Below are 24,116 nucleotides of genomic sequence, written 5' to 3' on the forward strand. Positions count from 1 at the left end.
CAGCCCCACAACCACAGATAACGTGGCGTCAGATGGCTGATAAGACAGCGGCTATCGCGGATACCGCGGCACGCTTCACATCACAACAACTACTGGCACTGTCCACGTTGGGCACTCCAAAATTAAGATGGGCGGATTATTGCGGTGCAGCATGGCTACGTCAACCATGCTGTTCGCAAATTTACTTAACTTTTGAGAGTCTGTTCACAATCTATTGAGCGACAGAGGCGCTGGGCGGCAGCAGGGGCAGGCTGGTGTCTGGCGGCAGTTGGTGGATGTCCATTGGCATCTCCTTCTGCTTGGCGCGGATGTAGTCGTAGCGGTCCATCGATAGCGCGTCGCTGGCGTTTTCATCGGCCATCACCACCGGGCGCAGAAACACCAGCAGATTGGTCTTTTTGCGTGTGCGGCTCATGCTGCGAAACAGTGCGCCGAGAAAGGGCACATCCGCAATGCCCGGTACCTGCGCCGCGTCGTCGGTGTGGCTGTCTTCGATCAGGCCACCGAGCACAATGGTTTTGCCGTTGTTGACCATGACGGTGGATTCGATGGAGCGTTTGTTGGTGGTAGGCCCGGTAGTGGAGCTGGTGGATGCCACCGACGACGACTCCTGGTAGATGGTCATGCGGATGCTGCCGTTCTGGCCGATTTGCGGGCGTATGCGCAGGGTGATGCCCACGTCCTTGCGTTCGATGGTCTGGAACGGGCTGGAGCTGGTGCTGGTGGTGTACGAGCCGGTGATGAAGGGCACGTTTTGCCCCACTACGATCTTGGCCTCTTCGTTGTCCAGCGTCACGATGTTGGCGGTGGACAGGATGTTGGTGCCGGTCATTTCCTCCAGTGCCTTGGCCACCGTACCCAGGGTCAGGGTGGTGCTGCTGCTGACGTCAAACAGCGAGGCCCACTGCACGCCCAGGTCCACGGTCTTGGTGGCGTCCACTTCCACCACCAGCGACTCCACATATAACTGCGCGCGGCGCGAGTCCAGCTGCTCGATGATGGGGTACATCTCGCGGAAGCGGGGCTCGGGCGCGGTGATGATGAGGGCATTGCTTGCCGGGTCGGCCTGGATGCCGCCGCCAGTCGAGGGCTGCGCCGTGGCGGTGATGGGTGCGCTGGCCTGTGAGCTATCGCTGCTGCTACCACTGCTCGAACTGGAGCTATTGCTGGCGACCTGGGCCACGCTGGGTGTGCTGGCGCTGCCGGAGCTGCTGCTACCACCACCGCTGGTCGAGTCCGTTGGGAAGGCGGCACGCAGCACCTTGGCCAGGCGGGTGGCGTCGGCATTCTTCAGGTAGATCACCCGCACATTGCTGTTCGCCCGGGGCCGGTCCAGCCGGGCCACCAGGGAGCGTATGAAGGCCAGTTGCGCCAGGTTGGGCGCACGCACCAGCAGGCTGTTGCTTTGCGTGTCCGCAAGTACCGAGGCGCCGCCGCTGGAAGCCGTGGCCGTGCTGGCAGCTGCAGGGGCGGTGGCTGCGCCCGGGCTGGGCGTGGCGGCGGCGCTGCTACTGGTGCCGGTGCCGCCGGTCTTGCCGCCGGAGCTGTCAGTCAGGCGCTGCACGGTTGCGGCCAGGTCGGCTGCCAGCGCGTGCTGCAGGGGCATGACCTCCACATCGGTGGCGCTGGGAGTGTCCATCGCGGCAATGATGGTACGCAGCCGGCCCAGGTTGTTGGCGTAGTCGGTGATGACCAGGGAGTTGTTGCCGCTGTTCACGTTGATCACGTTGTTGGCGCTGATCAGCGGGCGCAGCACCGACACCAGGTTGTTGGCGTTCTCATAGTTCAGCTTGAAGATCTCGGTGACGATCTGGTCGCCGCGCTGGGGGCCGGAGTCCAGCCGCACCGACTCGGACTGCAGCTTGCCCTCGGTTTCGGGCACGATTTTGTACAGCCCCGCCGTCTCCACCATGGTGTAACCCTGCATGCGCAGGGCCGCCAGAAATTGATCCCAGGCCTTGGCCGGCGTGACGGGTGTGTCACTGCTCAGCGACAGCGTGCCCTTGACGCGCGGGTCCACCACCAGGTTGCGGCCGGTGATGACGGCCAGGGTGCGGGCAACGGCCTCTATCTCGGCGTTGGAGAAATTCAGTGTGATGGCTTTCGATGCTGGTGCTGCCGCCAAAGCGGGGAACGCCAGGCTCTGCAGTAACAGGACCAGCCCCAGAAGGGAAACGCGGGAGAAGTAGGGCATCGGAATCGGGTGGCGCGTAGAAGCAAGAAGGGGCGGCAGAGTGGCGTATGCCTGCTCTGCGGCGGTGAACCGCCCACGGGGTGTTTGCAACCGGGGGCCGGCGCATTCTGCGTCCACCATGTGGAGGAAATATATGCCTTGTGTATGGCTTTATGAAGCAACCGGGTAATCGCCGCCTGAATGGTTGGTTTTGCTTCAAATTTAATAGCTGTCCTCGTTGTATTTATAAGCGTTAGAGTGACTTTTCTCTGAATATTTAAGATTGTGTAAAGAGTGGGTGTCTGTGGCTGGGCTAGGCCGTGAACACGTGTCTGCAGTACGTATGATTGGCGCAATTGCTTTACGGAGATGGTGAATGGCAGATGTTTTGAAACTGGGAGCCTGGGCGGCAGTGCTTGTGCTGGCGGGCTGCGGCGGCGGTAGTGGTGGAGGTTCTTCCTCCACGACCACGACGACCACCACGACGACAACGACTACGACGACCTGTTCCTCGTCCGCGCTGGATGGCGTGAGTAGCGTAGCCAAATCGGCGTCGCTGGATACCGCGGTGCAGGTCGAGCCCATGCTGAGCCAGGGCTCCGATGTTTCGCCCATCCAGGCGCGCAGCGGCACGGCCATCAACGCCTGGTCGATCAGCCTGGGTACGCTGAGCCAGGCCCGCCTGGCCGAGGTGTCACAGAGCAGCAGCATCGGCGTGCCGCGCCGTATCGGCCTGGCACGCGACGTGGTGTTGACCGCCAGCGTGGACAGCACGGCCGCGGTGCTGGGCTGGCAGAGCACGGTCAGCGGCGGCCAGCGCGCAGCCATCAGTTTCAGCTCCGAAGACGCCAAGGGTCTGCGCCTGGGTATGCTGGTGAAAAGCCTGCCTGCCGACGCTACGGTGCGCGTCTATGCGCAGGATGCAAGCACGGCCTATGTGGTCTCTGGCCAGACCGTGCTGGATGCCGTGCAGCGCAATCTGGACAGTGGCGACAGCAGCGACAACGCGCGTACCTACTGGACTCCGCTGGTGCAAGGCCAGGAGGTCACGCTGGAGATAGAGCTACCCGCCCAGGTCGCCACCAGTACGGTGCAGATTGCCGTGCCTCGCCTGTCGCATCTGGTGGTGTCGCCGCTGGATTCCAGCACGGTCACCGCCCGTGCCATCGGTAGTTCAGGCAGTTGCGAGGTGGATGTGAACTGCAACAGCAGCTATAGCAGCAAGGAGAGCAATGCCGTGGCCCGCATGGTGTTTGCTTCCGGCGGCACGCTGTACCAGTGCTCGGGTACGCTGCTGAACGATACAAGCTCCAGTGGCACGCCGTACTTTCTGTCGGCCAACCACTGCATCTCCACCCAGACCGAGGCCAGCAGCCTGCAGACCTACTGGTTCTATCGCTCTGCCAGCTGCAACAGTACTGCGCTGAGCTCGTCTTCCACGACCCGCATCGGCGGCGCCACCTTGCTGTATGCCAACAGCGGAACCGATACCTCGTTCATGCGTCTGCTCGACACGCCGCCTACGGGGGCCATGTATGCGGGCTGGTTGGTGGACCCGGCCACCATAGGTGCCACCGTGGCTGGCCTGCATTTCCCCGAGGGTGATCTGGAGAAGGTCAGCACCGGTACCGTAGCTTCGTTCCAGTTGTGCAGCCAAATAAGCTCCACGTCGCAGAGCCGGACTTGTTCCTTGTCCAGCGTGACCAGCGGCAATTTCCTGAATGCGGTGTTCACCAGCGGCGCTACGGAAGAGGGCAGCAGCGGCTCGCCGCTGTTCCAGACCTCGTCCAGTGGTGGCCACTATCTGGTGGGGCAACTTTTTGGTGGTGATTCCAGCTGTACCAACCAAAGTGGCAGCAATATCTACGGCCGCTTCGACCAGGCCTACAGTGCGGCGCTGAGCCAGTGGTTGGGTAGCACCGGCACCAGCGCGAGCAGCACCTGCGGCAGTTGATCGCTGCGGGGCAGGTTCGGGCCCGCCCTGCGCACAGGGTGTAAAGAAAAGCAACGCGCCCGAGTCCCGTTTGTAGTGTCTTGTCGCGCTGTGATAATCGCTGCACAACAGTTTTTAGGGAGCGTGCGTGGACATTATTTTGCTGATCAAAGCGACCATCATGGGCATTGTGGAGGGGCTGACCGAGTTCCTGCCCATCTCCAGTACCGGCCACCTGATCCTGACCGGCACCTTGTTGGGCATGACGGATGACAAGTCCAAGGTGTTCGATATCGCCATCCAGACCGGCGCCATTCTGGCCGTCATCATCGTTTACTGGAGGCGTATCTCAGGTTCGGTGAGCGAGTTTTCCACCAGTCCCAAGGCACGCAGTTTCGTGTTCAACGTGGCGCTGGGCTTTTTGCCTGCCGGCTTGATCGGCTTCTTCGTCTACAAGAAGATCAAGGACTATCTGTTCAATGCCCCGGTGGTGGCGGCGGCCTTCATCGTCGGCGGTCTGATCATTCTGTGGGTGGAGCGCTACGCTAAGCCCAAGGCCCGTGTGCAAGACATCGACGACATGACCGCCTGGGATGCTGTCAAGGTGGGCTTTGTGCAATGCCTGGGCATGATCCCCGGCACCAGCCGCTCGGGCTCCACCATCATCGGCGGCATGCTCTTGGGCCTGTCGCGCAAGACTGCCACCGACTTCAGCTTCTTCCTGGCCATTCCGACCCTGATCTCTGCCGGTGGCTACAGCCTGTGGAAGGAGCGGGCCTCCTTGTCCATGGCTGACTTCCCGCTGTTCGCGGTGGGTTTCATCGTCAGCTTTCTGGCGGCCTGGCTGTGCATACGTTGGCTGCTGCGCTATATCGCCAACCACAGCTTTGAAGTGTTTGCCTGGTACCGCATCGCCTTCGGTCTGGTGGTGTTGGCCACTTGGTGGACCGGCACGGTGAACTGGGCGGCGTAAACCAGATGGTGGCCATGCGCATAGATGCCGTCATTTTTGATGCCGACGGTACCCTCGTGGACAGCGAGGAGCCGGGCATGGAGGTGATGTTCGAGATGGCCCGCGCCCACGGCGTGGACCTGACGCGTGCGCAGGCCTTCCAGCAGTTCCGTGGAGCGCGCATGGCAGATTGCGTGGCCTGGATTGCGTCGCAGTTGCCGTCCACATCGCCGGCCTCGTCACTGGCATTTCAGGCCGATTTCACGCTGCAGGTGCGCCGTCAGATGGAGCTTCGCTTCCGCCAGGGCCTGGAAGCCTTGCCAGGGGCCCTGGCGCTGCTGCAAAGTCTGCAATTGCCATTCTGTGTGGCCACCAACGGCCCGCGCGCCAAGGTGGAACTGACGCTGGGCCTGACGGGGCTGTTGCCCTTGTTGGGCGAGCGCATTTTTTGTGCTTACGAAGTGGGCTCTTTCAAGCCCGACCCCGGGTTGTTTCTGCATGCGGCCCAGGCCCTGGGCGCACAACCCCGCCATTGTGCGGTGGTGGAAGATAGCCTGCCCGGTGTACAGGCCGGGCTGGCCGCCGACATGCAGGTATTTTGCTTACACCCGCGTGAAGGCATGCCTGCGGAGATGGCCGAGCGGGTTGTCTTTATCGATGGACTGGCTGCGCTGCAGCCCTTCTTTACTCAGCACTGAGTTAAGCCAGGTTCAGTCACCGCCCATGTTGCGCAGCGCTGCTTCAATAGCGGCTGCGGTGGCCAGCGGTTTTTCCATGGGAAAGAGGTGGCTGCCGTCCAGCATCATGGTGCGGCCATGGGTGACCTTGTTGGTCAGCGCCATGCCGACCTGGCGTATCTCGGCCGACTGCGTACCGCCTATGAAGGCCGCAGGGCATTTCAGCGGGTGGTGGCGCAGCAGACTTTCCAGGTTGTCGGGCAGGGTGTTGTAGATGGCGGTTTCTACCGCGCGGTCAAAGCCCAGCACGCGCTTGCCGTCCAGGTCTTGCATGCCATGCGTCACATAGTCTTGCAGCACCTGCGGGTCCCAGCGGGCGAAGGCTTTCTTGCTTTGAAAATGCTCCAGCGCTGCCTGCTGGCTGGGCCAGTGCTGGCGGCGCCCTTTGCTGACTTTGCCGGGCGATACGGTTTCGACCATCTTGGTTCGCTTGAAGGCGCCCAGCGTGGTGGCGCGCCAGCCACCCACCAGGGGCGAGTCCAACAGCAGTACGCCGCGGGCCAGCTCCGGGTGCCGCGCGGCGGTCATCAGGCTCAAAAATCCGCCCAGCGAATGCCCCACCAGAAACGCCGGCTCGCCCTGCTGGGCCACCACCTTGGCAGCAAAGTCGGCCAACTGCTGCACCAGCTGCGGCCAGTTGTTGCTGACCGGGTAGCGCGGGTCATGGCCGACTTTTTCCAGCGCTTGCACCGCGTAGCCGCGGGTGCGCAGGTTGTCGAACAGGACACGGTAGGTGGATGCCGGGAAGCTATTGGCGTGCGCGAAGATGATGGATTGCATGACTGCCATTGTGTGCAATTGGACGGCAGAGGGCAGTCACGTAAGTTCAGCATACGCCACCGCATGGGGCGTTGCCTGCGGCTCTAGATCAGCCGTTCGTTGGGCGTGGTGATTTTGCGCAGCGGCTTGCCGCGGCCGGATTCCACCATCAGCGGCACGTTGGTGGCCTCGCCGTTCCACATCGGGTCTTCGATGCTGTCGAACACTTCGCGCAGCTTTTTACCCCAGCTGCTGTGCAGCATGCGGAAGTAGGGGTTGTTTTCGTCCATGCAGACCACTTTGTCGGTCTGGAACTTGTTGGCTTCGTAGACCACCAGGTCCAGTGGCAGGCCGACGGACAGGTTGGACTTGAGCGTGGAGTCCATGGACACCAGCGCGCATTTGGCGGCCTCGTCCAGTGGGGTGTCGGGGGAAATGACCCGGTCCAGCACCGGTTTGCCGTACTTGGATTCGCCGATCTGGAAGTACTGTGTTTCGTGCGTGGCTTCGATGAAGTTACCGGCCGAATAGACCTGGAACAGGCGCATGCCTTCGCCTTTGATCTGGCCGCCGAAGATCATGGAGGCATTGAACTCCACCCCGGCCTGCCGCAGCGATGCGGCGTCGCGCTCGTACACATGGCGCACGGCGGCGCCCAGCACGCGGGCCGCGTCGAACATGCTCTTGGCGTTCCAGATGGTGATGGGTTCGCTGTCTTCGTGTTCCTTCAGCTGCTCGACCTGCAGGATCTCGCGGATGGACTGCGAGATGCTCAGGTTGCCGGCCGACAGCAGCACCATGAAGCGGTCGTCCGGCTTTTCATAGACGATCATCTTGCGGAAGGTGCTGATCTGGTCCAGGCCGGCATTGGTGCGGGAGTCGGACAGGAAAACCAGTCCGGCATTGAGTTTGATGGCGACGCAGTAGGTCATGGCGCAATAGATTCGTGGTGGAGCAGCAGGTCAGCCCTGCTCGCGTTGGGCTAGTTTCTTGAGGCTGTACAGGGCCTCCAGGGCGTCGCGGGGGGACAGCGTGTCGGGCTGGATGGCCGCCAGCGCTGATTCTACGGGGCCAGGCCCCAATTGCACCGGTTCGGGCGGGGCGGCGAACAGGTCTACCTGTGCCTGGCTGCCTTGGGCGTGGTCCTCCAGCGCGGCCAGGGTGTGGCGGGCGTGGTTTAGCACGGCGGCCGGCATGCCGGCCAGGCGCGCCACCTGGATACCGTAGCTGCGGCTGGCCGGGCCGGGCTGCAGCTCGTGCAGGAAGACAATGTCGCGGCCCGATTCGGCCGCACTCACATGCATGTTCACCGCGCCATGGTGCGAGGCTGGGAATTCGGTGAGCTCGAAGTAGTGCGTGGCAAACAGGCAGAAGGCCTGGGTCTTGTCATGTAGGTGCGCCGCAATGCCGCTGGCCAGGGCCAGGCCATCAAAGGTGGAGGTGCCGCGGCCGATCTCGTCCATCAGCACCAGGCTGTGGGCGGTGGCGCTGTGCAGGATTTGCGCGGCCTCGGTCATTTCCACCATGAAGGTGGACTGCGCATTCGCCAGGTCATCCGCCGCGCCGATACGGGTGTGGATGGCGTCTATCGGCCCAAGGCGGCAGCTGTCGGCCGGCACATAGCTGCCCATGCTGGCCAGCAGCACGATGATGGCCACCTGGCGCATATAGGTCGATTTACCGCCCATGTTCGGCCCGGTGATGATCTGCATGCGCTGGCGGTGGCCCATGGCCGTGTCGTTGGCGATGAAGCTGGCGCTGGAGTTTTCGGCCAGGCGCGCCTCCACCACCGGATGGCGGCCACCTTCGATGGCAATGCAGGGTTCCTTGACGAATACCGGCGCACACCAGTTCAGTGTCAGGGATCGCTCGGCCAGGGTGCAAAGCACGTCCAGCGCGGCCAGGGCATAGGCCAGCTGGCCTAGGCGCGGCACAAAGGCCTGCAGCTGGTCCAGCAGCTGCTCAAACAGCCATTTTTCGCGCGACAGCGCGCGTTCCTGGGCGCTCAGGGCCTTGTCTTCGAAGGCCTTGAGTTCGGGGGTGATGAAGCGTTCGGCGTTCTTCAGTGTCTGGCGGCGCCGGTAGTCGTCGGGCACCTTGTCCACCTGGCCCTGGGTGACTTCGATGTAGAAGCCGTGCACCTTGTTGAACTGCACGCGCAGATTGGCAATGCCGGTGCGGGCTTTTTCACGGGTTTCCAGGTCCAGCAGAAAGGCATCGCAATTGGTCTGGATGGCGCGCAGCTCGTCCAGCTCGGCGTCAAAGCCGTGGTTGATCACACCGCCATCGCGCACCAGGGCGGCGGGTTCGTCCAGGATGGCGCGCTGCAGCAGGGCGGCGCAGCCTTCGGGTGGTTGCAGCGCGCCAGAGATTTGAGCCAAATACGGCGTTTGCGCAGGTATTGCCTGCAGCAGTAGCTCTGTTTTTTGTAGCGTGTACTGCAGGGCCACCAGTTCGCGTGGGCGCACCTGGCGCAGCGCGATGCGGGCGCTGATGCGCTCCACATCGCCGCTGCCCTTGAGCTGTTCGCGCAGGCGCTGGCCCATGCCGGCTTCGCGTAGCACGCCAATCGCTTGCAGGCGCAGCGCGGCTTCGCTGCGGTCGCGCTGGGGCTCCAGCAGCCAGCGCTTCAAGGCGCGGCTGCCCATGCTGGTGCTGCAGGCATCCAGCAGGGAAAACAGTGTGGGTTTGTCCTCGCCGCGCAGGGTTTGCGTCAGCTCCAGATTGCGCCGGGTGCTCAGCGGCAGGCTGATGCTGGCATCGCTTTTCTGCACGCGGATGGTCTGTACGTGGGACAGGGCGCGGCCCTGGGTGTGCTCGGCAAAGGTCAGCAGCGCAGCAGCGGCGGCATGGGCCTGGGGCAGGTCTTCTGCCTGCCAGGCTTCCAGGCTGGCGGCGTGCAACTGCTCCAGCAGCTTGCGCTGGCCCAAGGCGGCGTCAAACTGCCAGGCCGGGCGCGCGGTGCTGGACAGGGCCGTGGCCGACGCGCGCTTCAGCGCCTGGATGCGCTGGCTGAAGCTGGCGCTGGCATCGGCGCTGTGCAGCAGTTCGCTGGGGGCGATGCGCGTCACCCAGGCCTCCAGCTCGTCGCTGGGGCATTCGGCCAGGTGGATTTCGGCCCGCGTCACGCTCAGCCATGCCAGGCCGCAGCTGTTGCGCGGGCCTTGGTGCACGGCCAGCAGCACGGATTCGGTCTTGTCGGCCAGCAGCTCGGGGTCAAGCAGTGTGCCGGGGGTGACCACTCGCACCACCTTGCGTTCCACCGGGCCCTTGCCTGTGACTTCGCCCACCTGCTCGCAAATCGCCACCGATTCGCCCAGCTTGATGAGCTTGGCCAGGTAGCCTTCCATGGAGTGGAAGGGCACGCCGCACATGGGGATGGGCTGGCCAGCGGTCTGGCCGCGCTTGGTCAGCGTGATGTCCAGCAGGGCCGTGGCCTTCTCGGCATCGCCGAAGAACAGCTCATAGAAATCGCCCATGCGGTAGAACACCAGGGTCTCAGGATGCTCGTTTTTGATGGCCAGGTACTGCTGCATCATGGGCGTATGGCCCGAGAGATCTACGGGGCTGGCCGCTGGCTGTGATTGGGTTTTGGTTCCCATGTGTTGGATGTGATGTGGGGGAAACAGGTAGTCGGGTAATCGATGGAATGCGCGTGCGGGTGGGCGGCGAGGCCCAGACCGTGCATTATCGTTGACGGCTTCCTGGGCCCGCGGCTGGTATCGCTGTGTAAACCTGCTTGAAAACCGGTGACCCGAGGCCGAGAATTAGCTTGTCATGGCCGCAATATCCACAATCAGCTCCAGCAACAGTCTGGTCGCCCCCTACACGGCGGGCAACGGGCTGGCTGGGCTCAATCAGCTCACGGATCAGGCCATACAGCAGTCCAGTGACGCGTCCATCATTGCGTCGTTTGGCTCTGGCGCTGCCACCACCCCAACCTACACCGCGGCGGGCCTGCTGAATTCCTATCTGCAGGCCGGCACCAGCGCGGTTGCCGATACGGCGCAATCCAATGCGGCGGATTTGCTGGGCTCCACCGAAACGGGCACGCCGGTCAGCAGCAGCGATCTGGCGATTGCGTCGGGCGAGTACGGCAGCGTGGCGGCCAGCCAAAGCGATGCCAATGCCACGAACTGGACGGCGGCTCTGAAAAGCAATCCCGCCCTGGCCTACCAGGTGGTGGCCGACGGCCAGAACCAGGGTTTGATCAGCGCGTTCTCCGCGTTCGCCTAGTTTTTCAGTTTTTTCAATCGTCCACCGAGGCACTCCACCGATCGCCCCAGGCCTGGCCTGCCTGGTCCAGGTCGCGGCGTTGGCGCTTGGTGGGGCGGCCATGGTCCAGGCTGAGGGCCGGCTCCGGCGCCAGGCGGCGCTGTTCGGCGGCGGCGGTGCGGGTTTGCAGGCTTTCTGGTGTTTCGGCGTACAAGGCTTGGGCGACAGGGGCCGGGCCGCGCGCCTGGCTGATGCCGACTACCACCACGGTGCGCACCATGGGGCCCTGGCGCAGGGTGATGTGGTCGCCGGCCTTGATTTCACGCGCGGGTTTGACGTCCTGGCCGGCGACTTGCACCCGGCCCTTGTTGACTTCTTCTGTGGCCAGGCTGCGGGTCTTGTAGAAGCGGGCGGCCCATAGCCATTTGTCGATACGTAGTTTTTCCATCGTCCTCGGGTCAGGTTGTCAGGGGCAGGCGTACGCAGGCATCTAGCCCGTCGTGCTGGCCCTGCCGGCTGCGGTTTTGCAGGCTGATGGTACCGCCCAGGGCGTGGACGATCTCCTGGCAGATCGACAAACCCATGCCGGAGCCATGGTGCACGTCGCCGGCCGAGAACGGTTGGTACAGGCGGCGCGCCAACTCGGGCGAGATGCCCGGGCCGTTGTCGGCAATGCGCAGCTGGGCGTGGCGGCCCTCCAGGCTGAGCTGGACTTCCAGCGTACCGCCATGGGGGCTGTATTTGATGGCGTTGTGCAGCAGGTTGCGCGTCAGCTCGCGCAGCATCCAGTCGTGGGCGCGCACCCGGGCGGGCTGGGTGTCCAGCGCGAAGTCCAGGTCTTTGTCGGCCAGCAGCGGTGACAGGTCCAGGGCCACGGCACGCACGGCTTCGGCCCAGTCCAGCGGCTGGGCGTCGTCCTGCTGGCGCAGTTGCTCCACCTTGGCCAGGGCCAGCATCTGGTTCGCCAGGGTGGTGGCGCGGTCCACCGTGGCGTTGATTTCATGCAGGGCCTGCAGCGGCTCGACGTCGCTGCGCAGGGCAGACTGGACCTGGGTTTTCAGCACCGCCAATGGTGTGCGCAGCTGGTGGGCGGCGTCGCGCACAAAGCGTTTCTGGTGGTCCAGCAGGTGCTGCAGGCGGTCCATGACCTGGTTGGTGGCGTCCAGCAGTGGGCGCAGCTCGCGCGGTGCGTCGGGGGCGGCCAGGCGGGTCAGGTCGCCCTCGGGGCGGTCTTGCAGTGTGCGGCTGAGCTGGCGTACCGGGCCGGTGGCGTGCTGCACCACGGCGACCACCAGCACGGCGATGACCAGGATCAGCGCGGCCTGGCGCCACAGGGTGTCGATCAGGATCTGGCGCGCCAGGGTGTGGCGCAGCTCCAGGGTTTCGCCGACCTGGATCACGGCCATGGCGCGACCTGTCTGGGTGGCCACCGGCTGCAGCAGCACGGCCACGCGCACGGGCTCCTCGCCCACGCTGTCGTTGTAGAAGTTCACCAGCGCGGCATAGGGTGGACGCTGGGGAATGCTGCCATGCCAGAAGGGCAGCACGGTGTAGCCCGATACCAGCTGGCCGTCCAAGCTGGAGACGCGGTAGAACATCTTGCTTTTGTTGTCGGCCTCGAAGGCCTCCAGCGCAGCATAGGGCACGGTGGCGCGCAGCACGGCTTTGTCGTCGTAGCCATCCACTTCCAGTTCTTCGCCGATCGACTTGGCCGACGCCAGCAGGCTGCGGTCGTAGGCGGTGGTGACGGCTTCCAGCGCCTGCTCGTACAGGCTGTAGGTGTTGATGCCCACCACCAGCAGCACCGGCAGCAAAATGCCCAGTAGCAGCGTACTGCGCAGGGAGCGGCTGGGTTTCAAGCGCTTTCCTTGAGCAGATAGCCCAGGCCGCGCAGTGTCATCAGGTGCACACCGGTGGCGCTGAGCTTTTTACGCAAGCGGTAGGCCACTACTTCGATGGCTTCGTACTGCACCTCTTGCGCACCAGGGAAGACCAGTTCAAACAGGCGCTCTTTGCTGACCGCATGGCCGGGCTGGGCCATCAATGGGCGCAGCATGGCCAGCTCGCGCGGGCTAAGCTCCAGCGGCTGGTCCAGGTGGTAAAGTACGCCGCTCTCTTTTTCATAGCGAAGTGCGCCCAGATTGATTGCGCTGGAGGCCGATTTTTCTTCAAAACCAAATGCGGATTCGTTGCTGCGCCGGGCCAGGGCGCGCAGCCGGGCTTCGAGCTCTTCCAGGTCGAAGGGTTTGGGCAGGTAGTCGTCGGCGCCGGTGTTCAGGCCCAGGATCTTGTCGCCCACGGTGCCGCGCGCTGTGAGTATCAGCACCGGCGTGCGCAGACCCTGTTTGCGGGCGGCAGCCAGCACCTGCAGGCCGTCCATGCTGGGCAGGGACAGGTCCAGCAGCACCACGTCGGGCGGCGCAGCCAGCCACAGGTCCAGCGCGGCGCGGCCGTCGCCACAGGCTTGTACCCGCATACCTTGCCGGCCCAGCGCGCGCAGCAGCGTGGTTTGCATGGCCGGGTCATCTTCCACCAGTAGTAATCGCATAGGCGAGACTGTAAGCGCCCGTGGGGCCTAGCATTTTCCCTAGTGCTTTTCGACAGCCAACTGACAGGCTGGCTTTGCATCATCGACCAATTCCAACAATCCACAAGGAGACCGCGATGCGTCGTGATGTTTTTCTGAAGTCCCTGGCGGCACTGGCCGCAGCCGGAACCCTGCCTCTGTCGGCCCGCGCCGCTCCCAACATCAAGATGATGATCCCCGCCAACCCGGGTGGCGGCTGGGACACCACGGGCCGTGCCCTGGGCAAGGCCATGACGGATGCCCAGGTGGCCGATACCGTGAGCTTTGACAACAAGGGCGGCGCTGCGGGCGCCTTGGGCCTGGCGCAGTTCGTCAACGGCAACAAGGGTGACCCGAACGCCGTGATGGTGATGGGTGCCGTGATGCTGGGCGGCATCATCACCGGCAAGCCACCGGTCAGCCTGTCGCAGGCGACTCCGCTTGCCCGGCTGACCACCGAGTACAACGTGTTCGTGCTGCCGGCCAACTCGCCGTACAAGAACATGAAGGAAGTGGTGGAGCAGCTGAAGAAGGACCCCGGCAGCATCAAATGGGGCGGCGGCTCGCGCGGCTCTACCGAGCACATTGCGGCCGCCATGATTGCCCGCGACGTGGGCGTGGACCCGGCGAAGATCAACTACGTGGCCTTCCGGGGCGGCGGCGAGGCCACGGCTGCCATCCTGGGCGGCAACGTCACGGTGGGCGGCAGCGGCCTGAGCGAGTTCTCTGAATACATCAAGACCGGCAAGATGAAGGCGCTGGCCGTGACCTCGGGCACGCGCATGAAGGGCGTGGACATCCCGACCCTGAAGGAGATGGGCATCAATGTGGAGATCGGCAACTGGCGCGGCGTGTACGGCGCGGCCGGCATCACGCCAGAGCAGCGCAAGCAGTTGATTGACGTGTTGGTCAAGGCTACCAAGTCCAAGGCCTGGGCCGAGGCGGTGGAAAAGAACAACTGGACGCCCGCGCTGCTGACCGGGGCCGAGTTCGAGAAGTTCGTGGACGACGACTTCGCCAGCTTGCGCGCGACCATGGTCAAGTCGGGCATGGTGTAAGGCCATGGCGTTGGCTGTGCGATCTCCCCAGACCTGGATTGGTCTGGGTACGGTGGGCCTGGGTGCGGCCATGGCGCTGGGTGCGCTGGGCATCACCTCCGAGGCCGGCTATGCGGGCGTGGGCCCCAACTTTCTACCCTGGGTGGTGGCGCTGGTGCTGTGCGTGCTGGGCGCCTGGATGCTGTGGGAGGCCAGCACTGGCGGCTTCCGCGCCATGGACGAGGCCTCGGGTGCCGAGCGGGCCGATTGGGTGGCGTTTGCCTGGGTGTCGGTCGGCATTTTGGCGAATGCGGCGCTGATCACCAGCCTGGGCTTCATTTTGAGCTGCACTCTGTGCTTTGCCTTAGCGGTGCGCGGTTTTACCTCGGCCGAGGGGCAACGCGGCCGGGGGCTGCGGGCCAGCCTGCGTGATGCGCTGGTGGGCTTTTTGATATCCGCTCCGGTGTACTGGATGTTTACCAAACTATTGGCCATCAACTTGCCTGGCCTGACGCAGACGGGGTGGCTGTAATGGATATCTGGAACAACTTGCTGCAGGGTTTCATCACTGCAGGCACACCCATCAACCTGCTGTGGGCTCTGCTGGGCTGCACCCTGGGCACGGCGATTGGTGTGCTGCCGGGCATTGGCCCCGCTACGGCGGTGGCCATGTTGCTGCCGATCACGGTAAAGGTCGAGGCCACGGCTTCGATGATCTTTTTTGCCGGCATCTACTACGGCGCGATGTACGGTGGCTCTACCACCTCCATCTTGCTGAATACGCCGGGTGAGACGGGCTCCATGGTCACGGCCATGGAGGGCAACAAGATGGCCAAGAGCGGCCGGGCTGGCGCGGCGCTGGCCACGGCGGCCATAGGCTCGTTCGTGGCGGGCACGATTGCCACGGTGCTGGTGACGCTGTTTGCACCCCTGGTGGCGACCTATGCGGTGCGGCTGGGTCCACCCGAGTACTTCTTGCTGATGCTGCTGGCCTTCACCACTGTGAGCGCGGTGCTGGGCAAGAGCACGCTGCGCGGGTTGACCTCGCTGTTCATCGGCCTGGCCATGGGTCTGGTGGGGCTGGACCAGTTGACCGGCGCGGCCCGCTACACCAGCGGTGTACCCGAGCTGATGGACGGGCTGGAGGTGGTGCTGATTGCCGTGGGCCTGTTCGCCGTGAGCGAGGCTTTGTACAACGTGATGTTCGAAGGGCGCGTGGCCGAGTCGCGCAACCCCATGAGCAAGGTGCATATGACGGCGGCCGAGTGGAAGCGCTCCTGGCCGGCCTGGCTGCGGGCCACCTTCATCGGCTTTCCGTTCGGCACCATTCCGGCGGGTGGTAGCGAGATTCCTACCTTTCTGAGCTACGCAGTGGAGAAAAAGATCTCCAAGCACAAGGAGGAGTTTGGCACTACCGGCGCCATCGAGGGCGTGGCCGGGCCAGAGGCGGCGAACAACGCGGCCATCACCGCTACGCTGATTCCGTTGTTGACGCTGGGCATTCCGACCTCGAACACGGCGGCTATTTTGCTCGGCGCCTTTCAGAACTACGGCATACAGCCGGGTCCGCAGCTGTTTGACACCAACGCCTCACTGGTGTGGGCGCTGATTGCCTCGCTCTACATCGGCAATGTGATGTTGCTGGTGCTGAATCTGCCCATGGTGGGCCTGTGGGTCAAGCTGCTGAAGATTCCCAAGCCGCAGCTGTATGCCGGCATCCTGATTTTCGCCACGGTGGGCGTGTACGGCATGCGCCAGAGCGCGTTCGACCTGGTGCTGCTGTACGGCATCGGCCTGCTGGGCGTGGTGATGCGGCGCTTTGACTTCCCGACCGCACCCGTGGTGGTGGGCATGATCCTGGGCCCGCTGGCCGAGGCTCAGATGCGCAACGCGTTGTCGATAGGCGAGGGCAAGTGGACGGTGTTCCTGGAGCGGCCCATGTCTGTGACCTTGCTGGTGGTGGTGCTGTCCGTGCTGCTGCTGCCGCGTATCGTGAAGGCCGTGAGCGCCAAAAAAGCAGCTTTACCTGCCTAGCCTGGTTTGGGCATCAAAATAGCGGCTGGCGCACGTAGCATGTGCGCCAGCCGCTATTTTTTTGATAGAAGCAGGAACACGATGGGCAGACAAGACGCGCAAGCGCAGCAGTGGGGGCCGAATGGGCGCCGTGGTTTGGTATTGGGCACGCTGCTGGGGGCTGCCCTGGGTTTGGCGGGCTGCGTGACGGCACCGGTGGAGGTGGCCCCGCCGGCACCGAATCCGCCCGCCGTGAAGCGTCCGCCGCGCATAGGCCTGGCCCTGGGCGGCGGCGCAGCGCGTGGTTTTGCCCATGTGGGGGTGATCCAGGTGCTGGAAGAGGCGGGTATACGCCCCGATCTGGTGGTGGGTACGTCGGCCGGCAGCCTGGTGGCTTCGCTATATGCCAGCGGCAAGAACGGTGCGCAGCTGCAGCAGGTGGCCGAGACCATGGAGGAAGCGGCCTTTACCGACTGGACCTTGCCCATTTTTAGCCGCGGCATGTTGCGCGGCGACGCCCTGGCCCGATATGTAAACGCCCAGGTGGGCAGCCGGCCGATTGAAAGCATGCCCATGCCCCTGGGTGTGGTGGCGACGGACCTGAACAGCGGCGACGCAGTACTGTTCCAGCGCGGCGATACCGGCACCGCCGTGCGCGCTTCCAGTGCGGTGCCGGCGGTATTCCAGCCGGTCAAGATATCCGGGCACGAATATGTGGATGGCGGCCTGGTGTCACCCGTGCCGGTGCGCTATGCGCGGCAGATGGGGGCTGAGCTGGTGGTGGCGGTGGATATTTCCAGCGCCCCCGAAGGCAACCTGGCCAACGACACCATGCAGATATTGCTGCAAACCTTTGCCATCATGGGCAAGAGCATCAATGTCTACGAGCTGCGTGAAGCCGATGTGGTGGTACGCCCGTCTTTGCTGGGCGTGAAGAGTGCCGATTTTGGCGCGCGCCGCCGTGCCATCGAGGCCGGGCGTGCGGCCATGCTCCAGGCTCTGCCGCAGCTCAAGGCGGCCATGCTGGCCAAGAGCCATTGACGCAGGCCTGGAAAGTAAACGGGCATAAAAAAAGGCCCCGTCTTGCGACGAGGCCTGTAAGGGATCCCTGAGCCTGATGGCGTCGAAAGGACCCGAGGAGACAACTGGTGGAAACCTAGGCTTCAAATCAGGACTGTCCGTTCGGGCCCTGGCATGCAGCCAGGAAAGCCCTTGGCGAATTAACGCTTCTTGGTAGCGGCAGCGGCGGTGGTGCCAGCGGCGCTCACAGCGGTAGCAGCAACAGCCTTGAAGTTGGCTTCAGCGGCGTCGGAAGCTTGCTTCACAGCCTTTTGAACGGATTCAAAAGCGTTGTTGGCAGCAGTCACGGCGCTTTTCAGCACAGCCACGGCGGACTCGGAGCCGGCCGGGGCGTTCTTGGCAGCGCTTTCGATCAGGCCAGCAACCTTCTTTTGGGCTTCAGCGGTTTGGCCTTCGATGGCTTTGCCGAATTCGGCGCTGGTGCCTTGGGCGATATCGTACAGGTGGCGGCTGTAAGCGGCGGTCTTTTCAGCCAGGGGCTGCAGCAGGCCAGCTTGCAGGGCCAGCAGTTCTTGGGCGTCTTTCACGCTCAGAACAGCTTGGGAGTGGGTAGCGGCTTCGGACAGGGCTGCCTTGGAAGCGGTCAGGTTCAGTTCCACCAGCTTTTCAACGCCTTCGAAAGCCTTGGTCGTCAGACCAAACAGGGTTTCAACGGTAGCTTTGTGGGAGGCCAGAACTTGTTCAGCGGTCATCATATAAAAATCTCCAGTTAATTAAGAAACGGTAAAAGATCCAACATCTGCGCTGAGACTGGCTATCCGCCGGTTTATGTTGCAGTGCAGCATGGATTAAATTATAGGCCGCCTGTTCTGGCATGCAAGGCTTTTATGCTGCGCTGCAGCACATTAGATACTCGACTCTATCCCCAGGTGGGGCCTGCACCTTAGTCACATTGCGATAGCGATTTCCATGCACGCGTACTACTCCGACCACTTTGTGCTGCCCCTGCCTGCGGGTCACCGTTTCCCCATGGCCAAGTACCGCATGTTGCGCGACCGCGTGGCCTCGGAGCTGGCCCAGGTCGTGCAGCGTGAGGCGCCGCGTGCCAGTGATGGAGAGCTGGCCCTGGCCCACCATCCCGCCTATATCCAGTCGCTGGAGGATGGGTCTATCGTGCAACTGCAGCCGCAGGTGATGCGGGACATCGGCTTTCCCTGGAGCCAGGCCATGGTGGAGCGCTCACGCCGCTCAGCGGGCGCTACGGTGGCGGCGGTGCGTGACGCCATGGCCGGGCAGGGTATTGCCGCGAATATGGCGGGGGGCACGCACCATGCGCGTGCCGACAAGGGGGCGGGTTTCTGTGTGTTCAACGATGCGGCCATTGCCGCTCGCGTAGCGCAGATGGAGTGGGGGCGCATGCACCGCAGGCCTTTGCAGGTGGCGGTGGTGGACCTGGATGTGCACCAGGGCGATGGCACGGCGAGCATCTTCCAAGGGGATGCCAGCGTTTTCACCCTGTCATTGCACGGAGAAAAGAACTTCCCGTTTCTTAAACAGGCCAGTGACCTGGATGTGGGCTTGCCCGACGGCTGCGGCGACGTGGCCTATCTGGAGGCGCTGGAAAACGCGCTGGAGCAGTTGGGCCAGCGCTTTGAACCCGATCTTGTGATCTACCTGGCTGGTGCCGACCCGTTCGAGGGAGACCGTTTGGGGCGCCTGAAGCTCAGTTTTGATGGATTGCAGGCGCGCGATCGTCGTGTTTTTGACTGGGCCTGGCAGCGCCGTCTGCCCCTGGCGTTTGCCATGGCCGGCGGCTACGGCACGCAGCTGGAGCAGACGGTGCAGGTGCAGGTCAACACCTACACCGTGGCGCTGGAGTACTGGCGGCGTTGGCAGGCCTTGGGGCTTTAGGCATCTGTGCCTTGATCTCACCCACTGCGCTGGCCGGTGTTGCCGTTGCGCCGTGCATGGTGTTATCGGTACGGCGGTTCTTGGATTTTCTGGCGGAACAGTTCCACGGCGAGGTGCCGTTTTAGGGGGCGATGTTTACGCTTTGAGGAACAGATCCCGGTCGGGTGCAAAGTTGGAGTGCAGGGGCAGCAGGGCTCCGCCCAGGGCATGCGCGTCCGAGCCTATGCTGCCTGCCACGATGGGTGTGGGCCACAGACCCTCCCAGTTGTAGTCTTTCAGCGCCTGTTGGGTGCTGGCCAGCAGTTGCTGTAACAGCGGGCGGCACATGGAACCATCGATCACCACGGCCTCCGGAGCCAGAAACGCCGTGCCACTGACCACGCAGTGCGCCAGGGCGTTGGCGGCACGGGTCACCCATTTCTGGGTTTCTGTGGCAAACGGGGCTTGCATTGCGCGTTCATCATAGGCTGCGCTGGGGTCCAGACCGTGGGCTTGCAGGCGTTGTTCCAGCTCCCACAGGGAGGCATTGACCAGCAATTGCTCGGGTGCGGCGCCGGTCGTTTGCGCCAGATACATGGGCAGTGAAGCCACGGCTCCGGCATTGCCGCGCATGCCAGCGTGCAGATGCGAGTTGATGACCAGGCTGCCACCCACGAAGGTATCGACAAACAGGTAGAGAAAGGTCTTCAGGTTGCGGCCTTGGCCCGCCACCAACTCGGCCACGCAGGCTGCGGTGGCATCCTTGGCAAAGCTGACCGGCAGGTCGGTCATGGCTTGCACCTCGGCACCCAGGTCAATCTGGTTCCAGGCACTGGACTGGGCTTCTGACAGACCCAGCATCTTGTGCCAACCGCCGAGCTGGAAGGGCGCGGCTACGCAGATGCCAACCAGGCGAGGGCTCAGCGGCCCCAGCGCATCGCACAGCGTGGCCAGGTGCTGGCCCAAGGCCGGTAGAAGCGTGGCTGCATCGGGAAAGGCATAGGGCAGGGTCAGGCGTTGGCGTACCTTGCCGGTGAAGTCCACCAGCAACCAATCGGTACCACGCCGCCCGACCTTGATACCTATGGAAAACGCGCCGTCTGGATTCAGCGCGAGAGGGACGGACGGCTGACCGATGCGCCCGCGCACGGGCTCGTGGCGCAGCAGCAGGTCGTCCTCTTCCAGGCGGGAGGTGATCAGCCCTATCGTTTGGGCCGTGAGGCTGGTAATGCGCGCCAGTTCGGCCTTGGGCAGGCTGCCGTGCTGGCGGATGGCCTGTAGCACCACACGTTCGTTGAACTGGCGCATGCCCACATGGTTGGAGCCGCGCGGGCGCAGCAGGGGCGAGGCTAGAGGGGGAGTCATGGGCGTAGATTTTCGCCGATCACTCCTTTGCGCAGAATGAAGTTGCCGAACGGCTGTAGTTCACCGGTCAACACGATGGCGTAGATGTTGCGCACCCGTTCGTAAAACGCAAAGCGTTCGATAGGCTCGGGGTTCTGGCCCGGCTGCAGGCTGGGCTGCAGCAATTCCAGCACCTCGCGTTGCAGGCCCGAGCGATAGGGCGCGGTGGTATCCGAGACCTGCATGAACGCCACCGGTGACTCCACATCTGTCGCCAGTGGCAGCACCGAGTTGACGGCCTGCACCGCCCGCAGCATGCTGACACCGGGTAAGCGCAGCACCGGTTTGCCAGCAGCCAGGCGCACTGCGGTGAAGTTGGCATCGGCCAACAAAACCGCGTCGTCGTGCCCCATTTCCGCCAAAACCTTCAACAGCTCGGGCGTGAGCAGTGGATCAATTCCTTTGAGCATGCGTCAGTCTTTCAATTCGCCAGGCAACCGGCAGGCAGCTCGTCGGGGCGAATGGCCCCGGTCATGACCGCAACGGTGTCGGCCATGCTGATGGCCTTGGGGTTCAACACGCAGCCGCGTTTGCCCAGGCGGGCCACGTGGATACGGTCGGCAATTTCAAATACATGCGGCATGTTGTGCGAGATCAGCACCACCGACAGGCCTTTGTCGCGCACCCGGCGGATCAGCTCCAGCACCATATTGCCTTCTTTGACGCCCAGGGCGGCCGTGGGTTCGTCCATGATCACCACGTGCTGGGCAAAAGCGGCAGCGCGGGCAACTGCCACGCACTGGCGTTGTCCACCCGATAGGGTTTCCACCGCCTGGGTCATGGACCGGATACCTACTTTCAGGTCGTTCATGCGGGCGATGCTTTGCTCCAGCATCCTCTTCTTGTCGAGCATGCGCAGCACATTGCCCATAAAGCCTTCGCGGCGGATTTCGCGGCCCAGGAACAGGTTTTCCGAGATCGACATGGCAGCGGCCACAGCCAAATCCTGGTATACCGTTTCGATGCCGGCCTTACGGGCATCCATGGGGCTCTTGAAGTGGATGTTCTCGCCGTCGAGCTGGATTTCACCGGAGTCGGGAATCGTGGCGCCGGACAGGCATTTGATGAGAGACGATTTGCCCGCGCCGTTGTCGCCAATCACGGCCAGAATTTCACCGGCGCGCAACTCGAAGTCTGCTCCATCCAAGGCCGTTACCTGGCCGTAGCGCTTCACCAAGCCAGTGGCGCGCATCACAATTTTTGCGTCGTTAGCCATGATCAACGGGCTCCCTTGCGTGAAAGTTGGTCAATGGTGACGGCCAGGATCACCAGAATACCGGTGATCAAAACCTGGTAGACGGACTGCACACCCATGAGCGTCAGGCCGTTGCGCAGCACGCCCACGATGATGGCTCCGACCAGCGAACCCAGAATCATGCCGCGGCCACCAAACAGGCTGGTGCCACCCAGCACCACGGCGGTGATGGCGTCCAGGTTCTCGGTCTGGCCGGCGTTGGGGTCGCCCACGCCAGTGCGGGCCACGGACAGCAGGGAGGCGATGCCGTAGAAGATACCTGCCAGCACATAGACGCCCAGCAGTACGCGTTCGGTCGGAATACCGGTTAGACGGGTAGCTTCGGGGTTGTTGCCTACGGCGTAGACGTGGCGACCGGATGCGGTTTCACGCAGATAGAACCACACACCCAAATACAGCAGCAGCATGACCACCGAGCCCCAGGCGACAGCCGTGCCGCCGATGCGGAAAGTAGTGCCGAGTGCTGTCATCAGGGGGGGCACATCGGTCATGGTTTGGGCGTTGGAATACAGCTGCGTAATTGCAAACGCGATGTTCAGTGTGCCCAGCGTCACGATGAACGGGGGCAGCTTGATGCGGGTTACCAGCAGGCCGTTGACCAGGCCAAAGAATGCCGTGACTGCGATACCGCAGAGTATGGCCAGCGGTGCAGGCAGGCCGAATTCAGCCGCCACCTTGGTCATCACGATGCCGCCCAGGGCCATCACCATGCCGCAGGATAAATCGATGCCGGCGGTCAGAATGATCAGTGTTTGGCCGATGGCGATAACACCCACGACCATCACCTGTTGCAGGATCAGTGAGAAATTGGTTGCAGAGAGAAAGCGTTCGTTTTGCGTCGCGAAAAATATGCACGCAATGAAAAGGGCGATAAATGGCCCCAGTGTGCCTATGGGGGGTAGTTTTTCTTTGAGGCTAGCCATGGTGGTCTTTGGGATGAAGGGAGGGAATAGGGCGCCCGCGCAAACAGGCGCCCCACGGTTCAGTTCAGAGCCAGATTACTTGTTGCCCCAGCACAAGTCCATACCAACTTTGGTGTCCTTGCTGTCCACGCCTTTTTGTGGCTTGTCGGTGATCAGCGTCACACCGGTGTCGGTGTAGCCGGAGGCCTTTTTGCCGTCCTTGGCGAATGCCACGCCAGCAGCCACGCCCATGCTGGCCATCTTCAGCGGGTACTGTTGCGAGGTGGCGGCGATCATGCCGGCCTTGACGTTCTTCACGCCTGCGCAGCCACCGTCCACCGACACGATCAGCACGTCTTTTTCCTTGCCTGCGGCCTTCAGTGCCTGGTAGGCACCGGCAGCTGCGGGTTCGTTGATGGTGTAGACCACGTTCACGTCAGGATTCTTCTGCAGGCAGTTTTCCATGGCAGTCTGGCCCTTGGCCTGGTCGCCAAAGCTGTCGGCCATACAAACGATTTCAGCGGTCTTGGACAGCTCGTTGCTCTTGGCGTCAGCTGCGGCCAGGCCAAAGCCTTTCATGAAGCCGTTATGGCGTTGTGCGCCCACAGGGTGGCCAGGGAACAAGTCCAGGGTCACAATCTTGGCGGGCTTGCCAGCCATGGCGCTCTTGGCGTATTCGCCAATCAGAACACCGGCTTTGTAGTTGTCGGTGGCGAACAGGGCGTCCGTGCCCTCCACGGGGTCAGTGGGGCTGTCCAGGGCGATAAACATCACGCCTTGGGCTTGGGCCTTCTTGATGCTGGGGACGATGGCCTTGGAGTCATTGGGGGTGATCATGATGGTCTTCGCGCCAGCTGCGATCATGTTTTCAATGGCCGTCACCTGCCCGGCGTTATCACCGTCTGCCTTGCCGGCTGCGCTGAGCAGCTTGGCACCTAGCTTCTTGGCCTCGGCTTGCGCGCCCTCTTTCATTTTCACGAAGAAGGGATTGGTTTCGGTCTTGGTGATCAGGCCGATCACGGGCTCGGCAGCGCAGGCGCTGGTAGCAGCGAAAGCAATGGCGGAAAGTACCAGGGTAGCGGTGGACTTCTTCATGTTGTCTCCAGGATAGGAATGAACACAGGGTTCGGTTGGGGGCAGGTGCCGTTGAAATACAAGCTGAATTTCAGGCGGGCAGCGAACTATAGTTACTAAATCAATTTGTTTTACTTATCGAAAACCCTAGTGTCATCTGTGTGCGATTGCCGGATAGTCGGGACT

22 protein-coding genes are annotated in these 24,116 nt (G+C 63.0%); 9 read left to right on the plus strand and 13 right to left on the minus strand.

Going from position 1 to position 24,116, the window contains the following annotated elements:
* Positions 1–211: 211 nt before the first annotated feature.
* On the minus strand, positions 212–2,194 hold the full coding sequence (locus tag AC07R0_RS00840) for a secretin GspD/PilQ domain-containing protein (protein WP_495103412.1): 1,983 nt from the start codon (positions 2,192–2,194) through the stop codon (positions 212–214).
* Positions 2,195–2,549: 355 nt separating this feature from the next.
* Between AC07R0_RS00840 and AC07R0_RS00845 the strand changes: the two genes are divergently transcribed.
* From AC07R0_RS00845 to AC07R0_RS00855, 3 genes are all read left to right on the plus strand, one after another.
* Positions 2,550–4,127, plus strand: coding sequence for a trypsin-like serine peptidase (locus AC07R0_RS00845; protein WP_495103413.1), 1,578 nt, complete (start codon positions 2,550–2,552; stop codon positions 4,125–4,127).
* A gap of 127 nt (positions 4,128–4,254) precedes the next feature.
* Positions 4,255–5,079 carry an undecaprenyl-diphosphate phosphatase gene (locus tag AC07R0_RS00850; RefSeq protein ID WP_495103414.1) on the plus strand — a complete coding sequence of 275 codons (825 nt, stop codon included), beginning with the start codon at positions 4,255–4,257 and terminating at the stop codon, positions 5,077–5,079.
* Complete coding sequence (locus AC07R0_RS00855) at positions 5,049–5,756, plus strand: HAD family hydrolase (RefSeq protein ID WP_495103415.1); 708 nt, start codon at positions 5,049–5,051, stop codon at positions 5,754–5,756. The genes AC07R0_RS00850 and AC07R0_RS00855 overlap by 31 nt, the downstream gene beginning before the upstream one ends.
* 12 nt (positions 5,757–5,768) lie before the next feature.
* Here AC07R0_RS00855 and AC07R0_RS00860 read toward each other — a convergent pair whose 3' ends face one another.
* The 3 genes from AC07R0_RS00860 to mutS form a co-directional block, all read right to left on the minus strand.
* Positions 5,769–6,575, minus strand: coding sequence for an alpha/beta fold hydrolase (locus AC07R0_RS00860; protein WP_495103676.1), 807 nt, complete (start codon positions 6,573–6,575; stop codon positions 5,769–5,771).
* Positions 6,576–6,658: 83 nt separating this feature from the next.
* On the minus strand, positions 6,659–7,486 hold the full coding sequence (locus AC07R0_RS00865; protein WP_495077102.1) for a proteasome-type protease: 828 nt from the start codon (positions 7,484–7,486) through the stop codon (positions 6,659–6,661).
* Between the two features lie 30 nt (positions 7,487–7,516).
* Positions 7,517–10,156: a DNA mismatch repair protein MutS gene (gene mutS / locus AC07R0_RS00870; protein WP_495103416.1), complete on the minus strand. Its 2,640-nt coding sequence runs from the start codon at positions 10,154–10,156 to the stop codon at positions 7,517–7,519.
* Positions 10,157–10,331: 175 nt separating this feature from the next.
* On the opposite strand from mutS, the gene AC07R0_RS00875 reads away from it, so the two are divergent.
* On the plus strand, positions 10,332–10,790 hold the full coding sequence (locus AC07R0_RS00875; RefSeq protein ID WP_495103417.1) for a hypothetical protein: 459 nt from the start codon (positions 10,332–10,334) through the stop codon (positions 10,788–10,790).
* A gap of 13 nt (positions 10,791–10,803) precedes the next feature.
* Here AC07R0_RS00875 and AC07R0_RS00880 read toward each other — a convergent pair whose 3' ends face one another.
* From AC07R0_RS00880 to AC07R0_RS00890, 3 genes are read right to left on the minus strand one after another with little or no spacing between them, the layout of a single operon-like run.
* The gene (locus AC07R0_RS00880) at positions 10,804–11,217 is read right to left on the minus strand and encodes an RNA-binding S4 domain-containing protein (protein WP_495098212.1); all 414 of its coding nucleotides are present in this window, start codon (positions 11,215–11,217) and stop codon (positions 10,804–10,806) included.
* Positions 11,218–11,227: 10 nt separating this feature from the next.
* Complete coding sequence (locus AC07R0_RS00885) at positions 11,228–12,628, minus strand: sensor histidine kinase (RefSeq protein WP_495103418.1); 1,401 nt, start codon at positions 12,626–12,628, stop codon at positions 11,228–11,230.
* The gene (locus AC07R0_RS00890) at positions 12,625–13,317 is read right to left on the minus strand and encodes a response regulator (RefSeq protein WP_495077107.1); all 693 of its coding nucleotides are present in this window, start codon (positions 13,315–13,317) and stop codon (positions 12,625–12,627) included. The genes AC07R0_RS00885 and AC07R0_RS00890 overlap by 4 nt, the downstream gene beginning before the upstream one ends.
* Positions 13,318–13,433: 116 nt before the next feature.
* Between AC07R0_RS00890 and AC07R0_RS00895 the strand changes: the two genes are divergently transcribed.
* The 4 genes from AC07R0_RS00895 (at position 13,434) to AC07R0_RS00910 (ending at position 17,426) form a co-directional block, all read left to right on the plus strand.
* Positions 13,434–14,393, plus strand: coding sequence for a tripartite tricarboxylate transporter substrate binding protein (locus AC07R0_RS00895; RefSeq protein ID WP_495103419.1), 960 nt, complete (start codon positions 13,434–13,436; stop codon positions 14,391–14,393).
* A gap of 4 nt (positions 14,394–14,397) precedes the next feature.
* Positions 14,398–14,904: a tripartite tricarboxylate transporter TctB family protein gene (locus AC07R0_RS00900; protein ID WP_495103420.1), complete on the plus strand. Its 507-nt coding sequence runs from the start codon at positions 14,398–14,400 to the stop codon at positions 14,902–14,904.
* Positions 14,904–16,406, plus strand: a complete 1,503-nt coding sequence (locus AC07R0_RS00905) for a tripartite tricarboxylate transporter permease (RefSeq protein WP_495103421.1) — start codon at positions 14,904–14,906, stop codon at positions 16,404–16,406. Before AC07R0_RS00900 ends, AC07R0_RS00905 begins: the two co-directional genes overlap by 1 nt.
* Before the next feature lie 81 nt (positions 16,407–16,487).
* Positions 16,488–17,426, plus strand: coding sequence for a patatin-like phospholipase family protein (locus tag AC07R0_RS00910; protein ID WP_495098218.1), 939 nt, complete (start codon positions 16,488–16,490; stop codon positions 17,424–17,426).
* Between the two features lie 179 nt (positions 17,427–17,605).
* Here the strand turns inward: AC07R0_RS00910 and AC07R0_RS00915 are convergent, their stop codons facing one another.
* Positions 17,606–18,160 (minus strand): phasin family protein, encoded by a 555-nt coding sequence (locus tag AC07R0_RS00915; RefSeq protein ID WP_495077112.1) that lies wholly within the window; start codon positions 18,158–18,160, stop codon positions 17,606–17,608.
* Between the two features lie 214 nt (positions 18,161–18,374).
* Here AC07R0_RS00915 and AC07R0_RS00920 point away from each other — a divergent pair, with 214 nt between their 5' ends.
* On the plus strand, positions 18,375–19,316 hold the full coding sequence (locus AC07R0_RS00920; RefSeq protein WP_495103422.1) for a histone deacetylase family protein: 942 nt from the start codon (positions 18,375–18,377) through the stop codon (positions 19,314–19,316).
* 135 nt (positions 19,317–19,451) lie between these two features.
* Here AC07R0_RS00920 and AC07R0_RS00925 read toward each other — a convergent pair whose 3' ends face one another.
* The 5 genes from AC07R0_RS00925 to AC07R0_RS00945 all read right to left on the minus strand — a co-directional run bounded on the left by AC07R0_RS00925 (position 19,452) and on the right by AC07R0_RS00945 (position 23,951).
* Positions 19,452–20,660: an ROK family transcriptional regulator gene (locus AC07R0_RS00925; RefSeq protein ID WP_495077114.1), complete on the minus strand. Its 1,209-nt coding sequence runs from the start codon at positions 20,658–20,660 to the stop codon at positions 19,452–19,454.
* Positions 20,657–21,109 carry an RbsD/FucU family protein gene (locus tag AC07R0_RS00930; RefSeq protein ID WP_495077115.1) on the minus strand — a complete coding sequence of 151 codons (453 nt, stop codon included), beginning with the start codon at positions 21,107–21,109 and terminating at the stop codon, positions 20,657–20,659. The genes AC07R0_RS00925 and AC07R0_RS00930 overlap by 4 nt, the downstream gene beginning before the upstream one ends.
* Before the next feature lie 11 nt (positions 21,110–21,120).
* Positions 21,121–21,915 (minus strand): ATP-binding cassette domain-containing protein, encoded by a 795-nt coding sequence (locus AC07R0_RS00935; RefSeq protein ID WP_495103423.1) that lies wholly within the window; start codon positions 21,913–21,915, stop codon positions 21,121–21,123.
* Between the two features lie 2 nt (positions 21,916–21,917).
* Positions 21,918–22,877: an ABC transporter permease gene (locus AC07R0_RS00940; protein ID WP_495077117.1), complete on the minus strand. Its 960-nt coding sequence runs from the start codon at positions 22,875–22,877 to the stop codon at positions 21,918–21,920.
* A gap of 75 nt (positions 22,878–22,952) precedes the next feature.
* On the minus strand, positions 22,953–23,951 hold the full coding sequence (locus tag AC07R0_RS00945) for a sugar ABC transporter substrate-binding protein (RefSeq protein WP_495098220.1): 999 nt from the start codon (positions 23,949–23,951) through the stop codon (positions 22,953–22,955).
* Positions 23,952–24,116: the final 165 nt, after the last annotated feature.

It is taken from the genome of Rhodoferax sp. GW821-FHT07F03, assembly GCF_059418745.1.

What these genes read in the sequence shown, in the direction of transcription:
- AC07R0_RS00915 (WP_495077112.1), bottom strand. Translation starts at nt 18,160, where the DNA reads ATGATGACCGCTGAACAAGTTCTGGCCTCCCACAAAGCTACCGTTGAA.
- AC07R0_RS00935 (WP_495103423.1), bottom strand. Translation starts at nt 21,915, where the DNA reads ATGGCTAACGACGCAAAAATTGTGATGCGCGCCACTGGCTTGGTGAAG.
- AC07R0_RS00945 (WP_495098220.1), bottom strand. Translation starts at nt 23,951, where the DNA reads ATGAAGAAGTCCACCGCTACCCTGGTACTTTCCGCCATTGCTTTCGCT.
- AC07R0_RS00880 (WP_495098212.1), bottom strand. Translation starts at nt 11,217, where the DNA reads ATGGAAAAACTACGTATCGACAAATGGCTATGGGCCGCCCGCTTCTAC.
- AC07R0_RS00905 (WP_495103421.1), top strand. Translation starts at nt 14,904, where the DNA reads ATGGATATCTGGAACAACTTGCTGCAGGGTTTCATCACTGCAGGCACA.
- AC07R0_RS00865 (WP_495077102.1), bottom strand. Translation starts at nt 7,486, where the DNA reads ATGACCTACTGCGTCGCCATCAAACTCAATGCCGGACTGGTTTTCCTG.
- AC07R0_RS00930 (WP_495077115.1), bottom strand. Translation starts at nt 21,109, where the DNA reads ATGCTCAAAGGAATTGATCCACTGCTCACGCCCGAGCTGTTGAAGGTT.
- AC07R0_RS00900 (WP_495103420.1), top strand. Translation starts at nt 14,398, where the DNA reads ATGGCGTTGGCTGTGCGATCTCCCCAGACCTGGATTGGTCTGGGTACG.
- AC07R0_RS00910 (WP_495098218.1), top strand. Translation starts at nt 16,488, where the DNA reads ATGGGCAGACAAGACGCGCAAGCGCAGCAGTGGGGGCCGAATGGGCGC.
- AC07R0_RS00845 (WP_495103413.1), top strand. Translation starts at nt 2,550, where the DNA reads ATGGCAGATGTTTTGAAACTGGGAGCCTGGGCGGCAGTGCTTGTGCTG.
- AC07R0_RS00840 (WP_495103412.1), bottom strand. Translation starts at nt 2,194, where the DNA reads ATGCCCTACTTCTCCCGCGTTTCCCTTCTGGGGCTGGTCCTGTTACTG.
- AC07R0_RS00940 (WP_495077117.1), bottom strand. Translation starts at nt 22,877, where the DNA reads ATGGCTAGCCTCAAAGAAAAACTACCCCCCATAGGCACACTGGGGCCA.
- mutS (WP_495103416.1), bottom strand. Translation starts at nt 10,156, where the DNA reads ATGGGAACCAAAACCCAATCACAGCCAGCGGCCAGCCCCGTAGATCTC.
- AC07R0_RS00890 (WP_495077107.1), bottom strand. Translation starts at nt 13,317, where the DNA reads ATGCGATTACTACTGGTGGAAGATGACCCGGCCATGCAAACCACGCTG.
- AC07R0_RS00925 (WP_495077114.1), bottom strand. Translation starts at nt 20,660, where the DNA reads ATGACTCCCCCTCTAGCCTCGCCCCTGCTGCGCCCGCGCGGCTCCAAC.
- AC07R0_RS00895 (WP_495103419.1), top strand. Translation starts at nt 13,434, where the DNA reads ATGCGTCGTGATGTTTTTCTGAAGTCCCTGGCGGCACTGGCCGCAGCC.
- AC07R0_RS00875 (WP_495103417.1), top strand. Translation starts at nt 10,332, where the DNA reads ATGGCCGCAATATCCACAATCAGCTCCAGCAACAGTCTGGTCGCCCCC.
- AC07R0_RS00920 (WP_495103422.1), top strand. Translation starts at nt 18,375, where the DNA reads ATGCACGCGTACTACTCCGACCACTTTGTGCTGCCCCTGCCTGCGGGT.
- AC07R0_RS00860 (WP_495103676.1), bottom strand. Translation starts at nt 6,575, where the DNA reads ATGCAATCCATCATCTTCGCGCACGCCAATAGCTTCCCGGCATCCACC.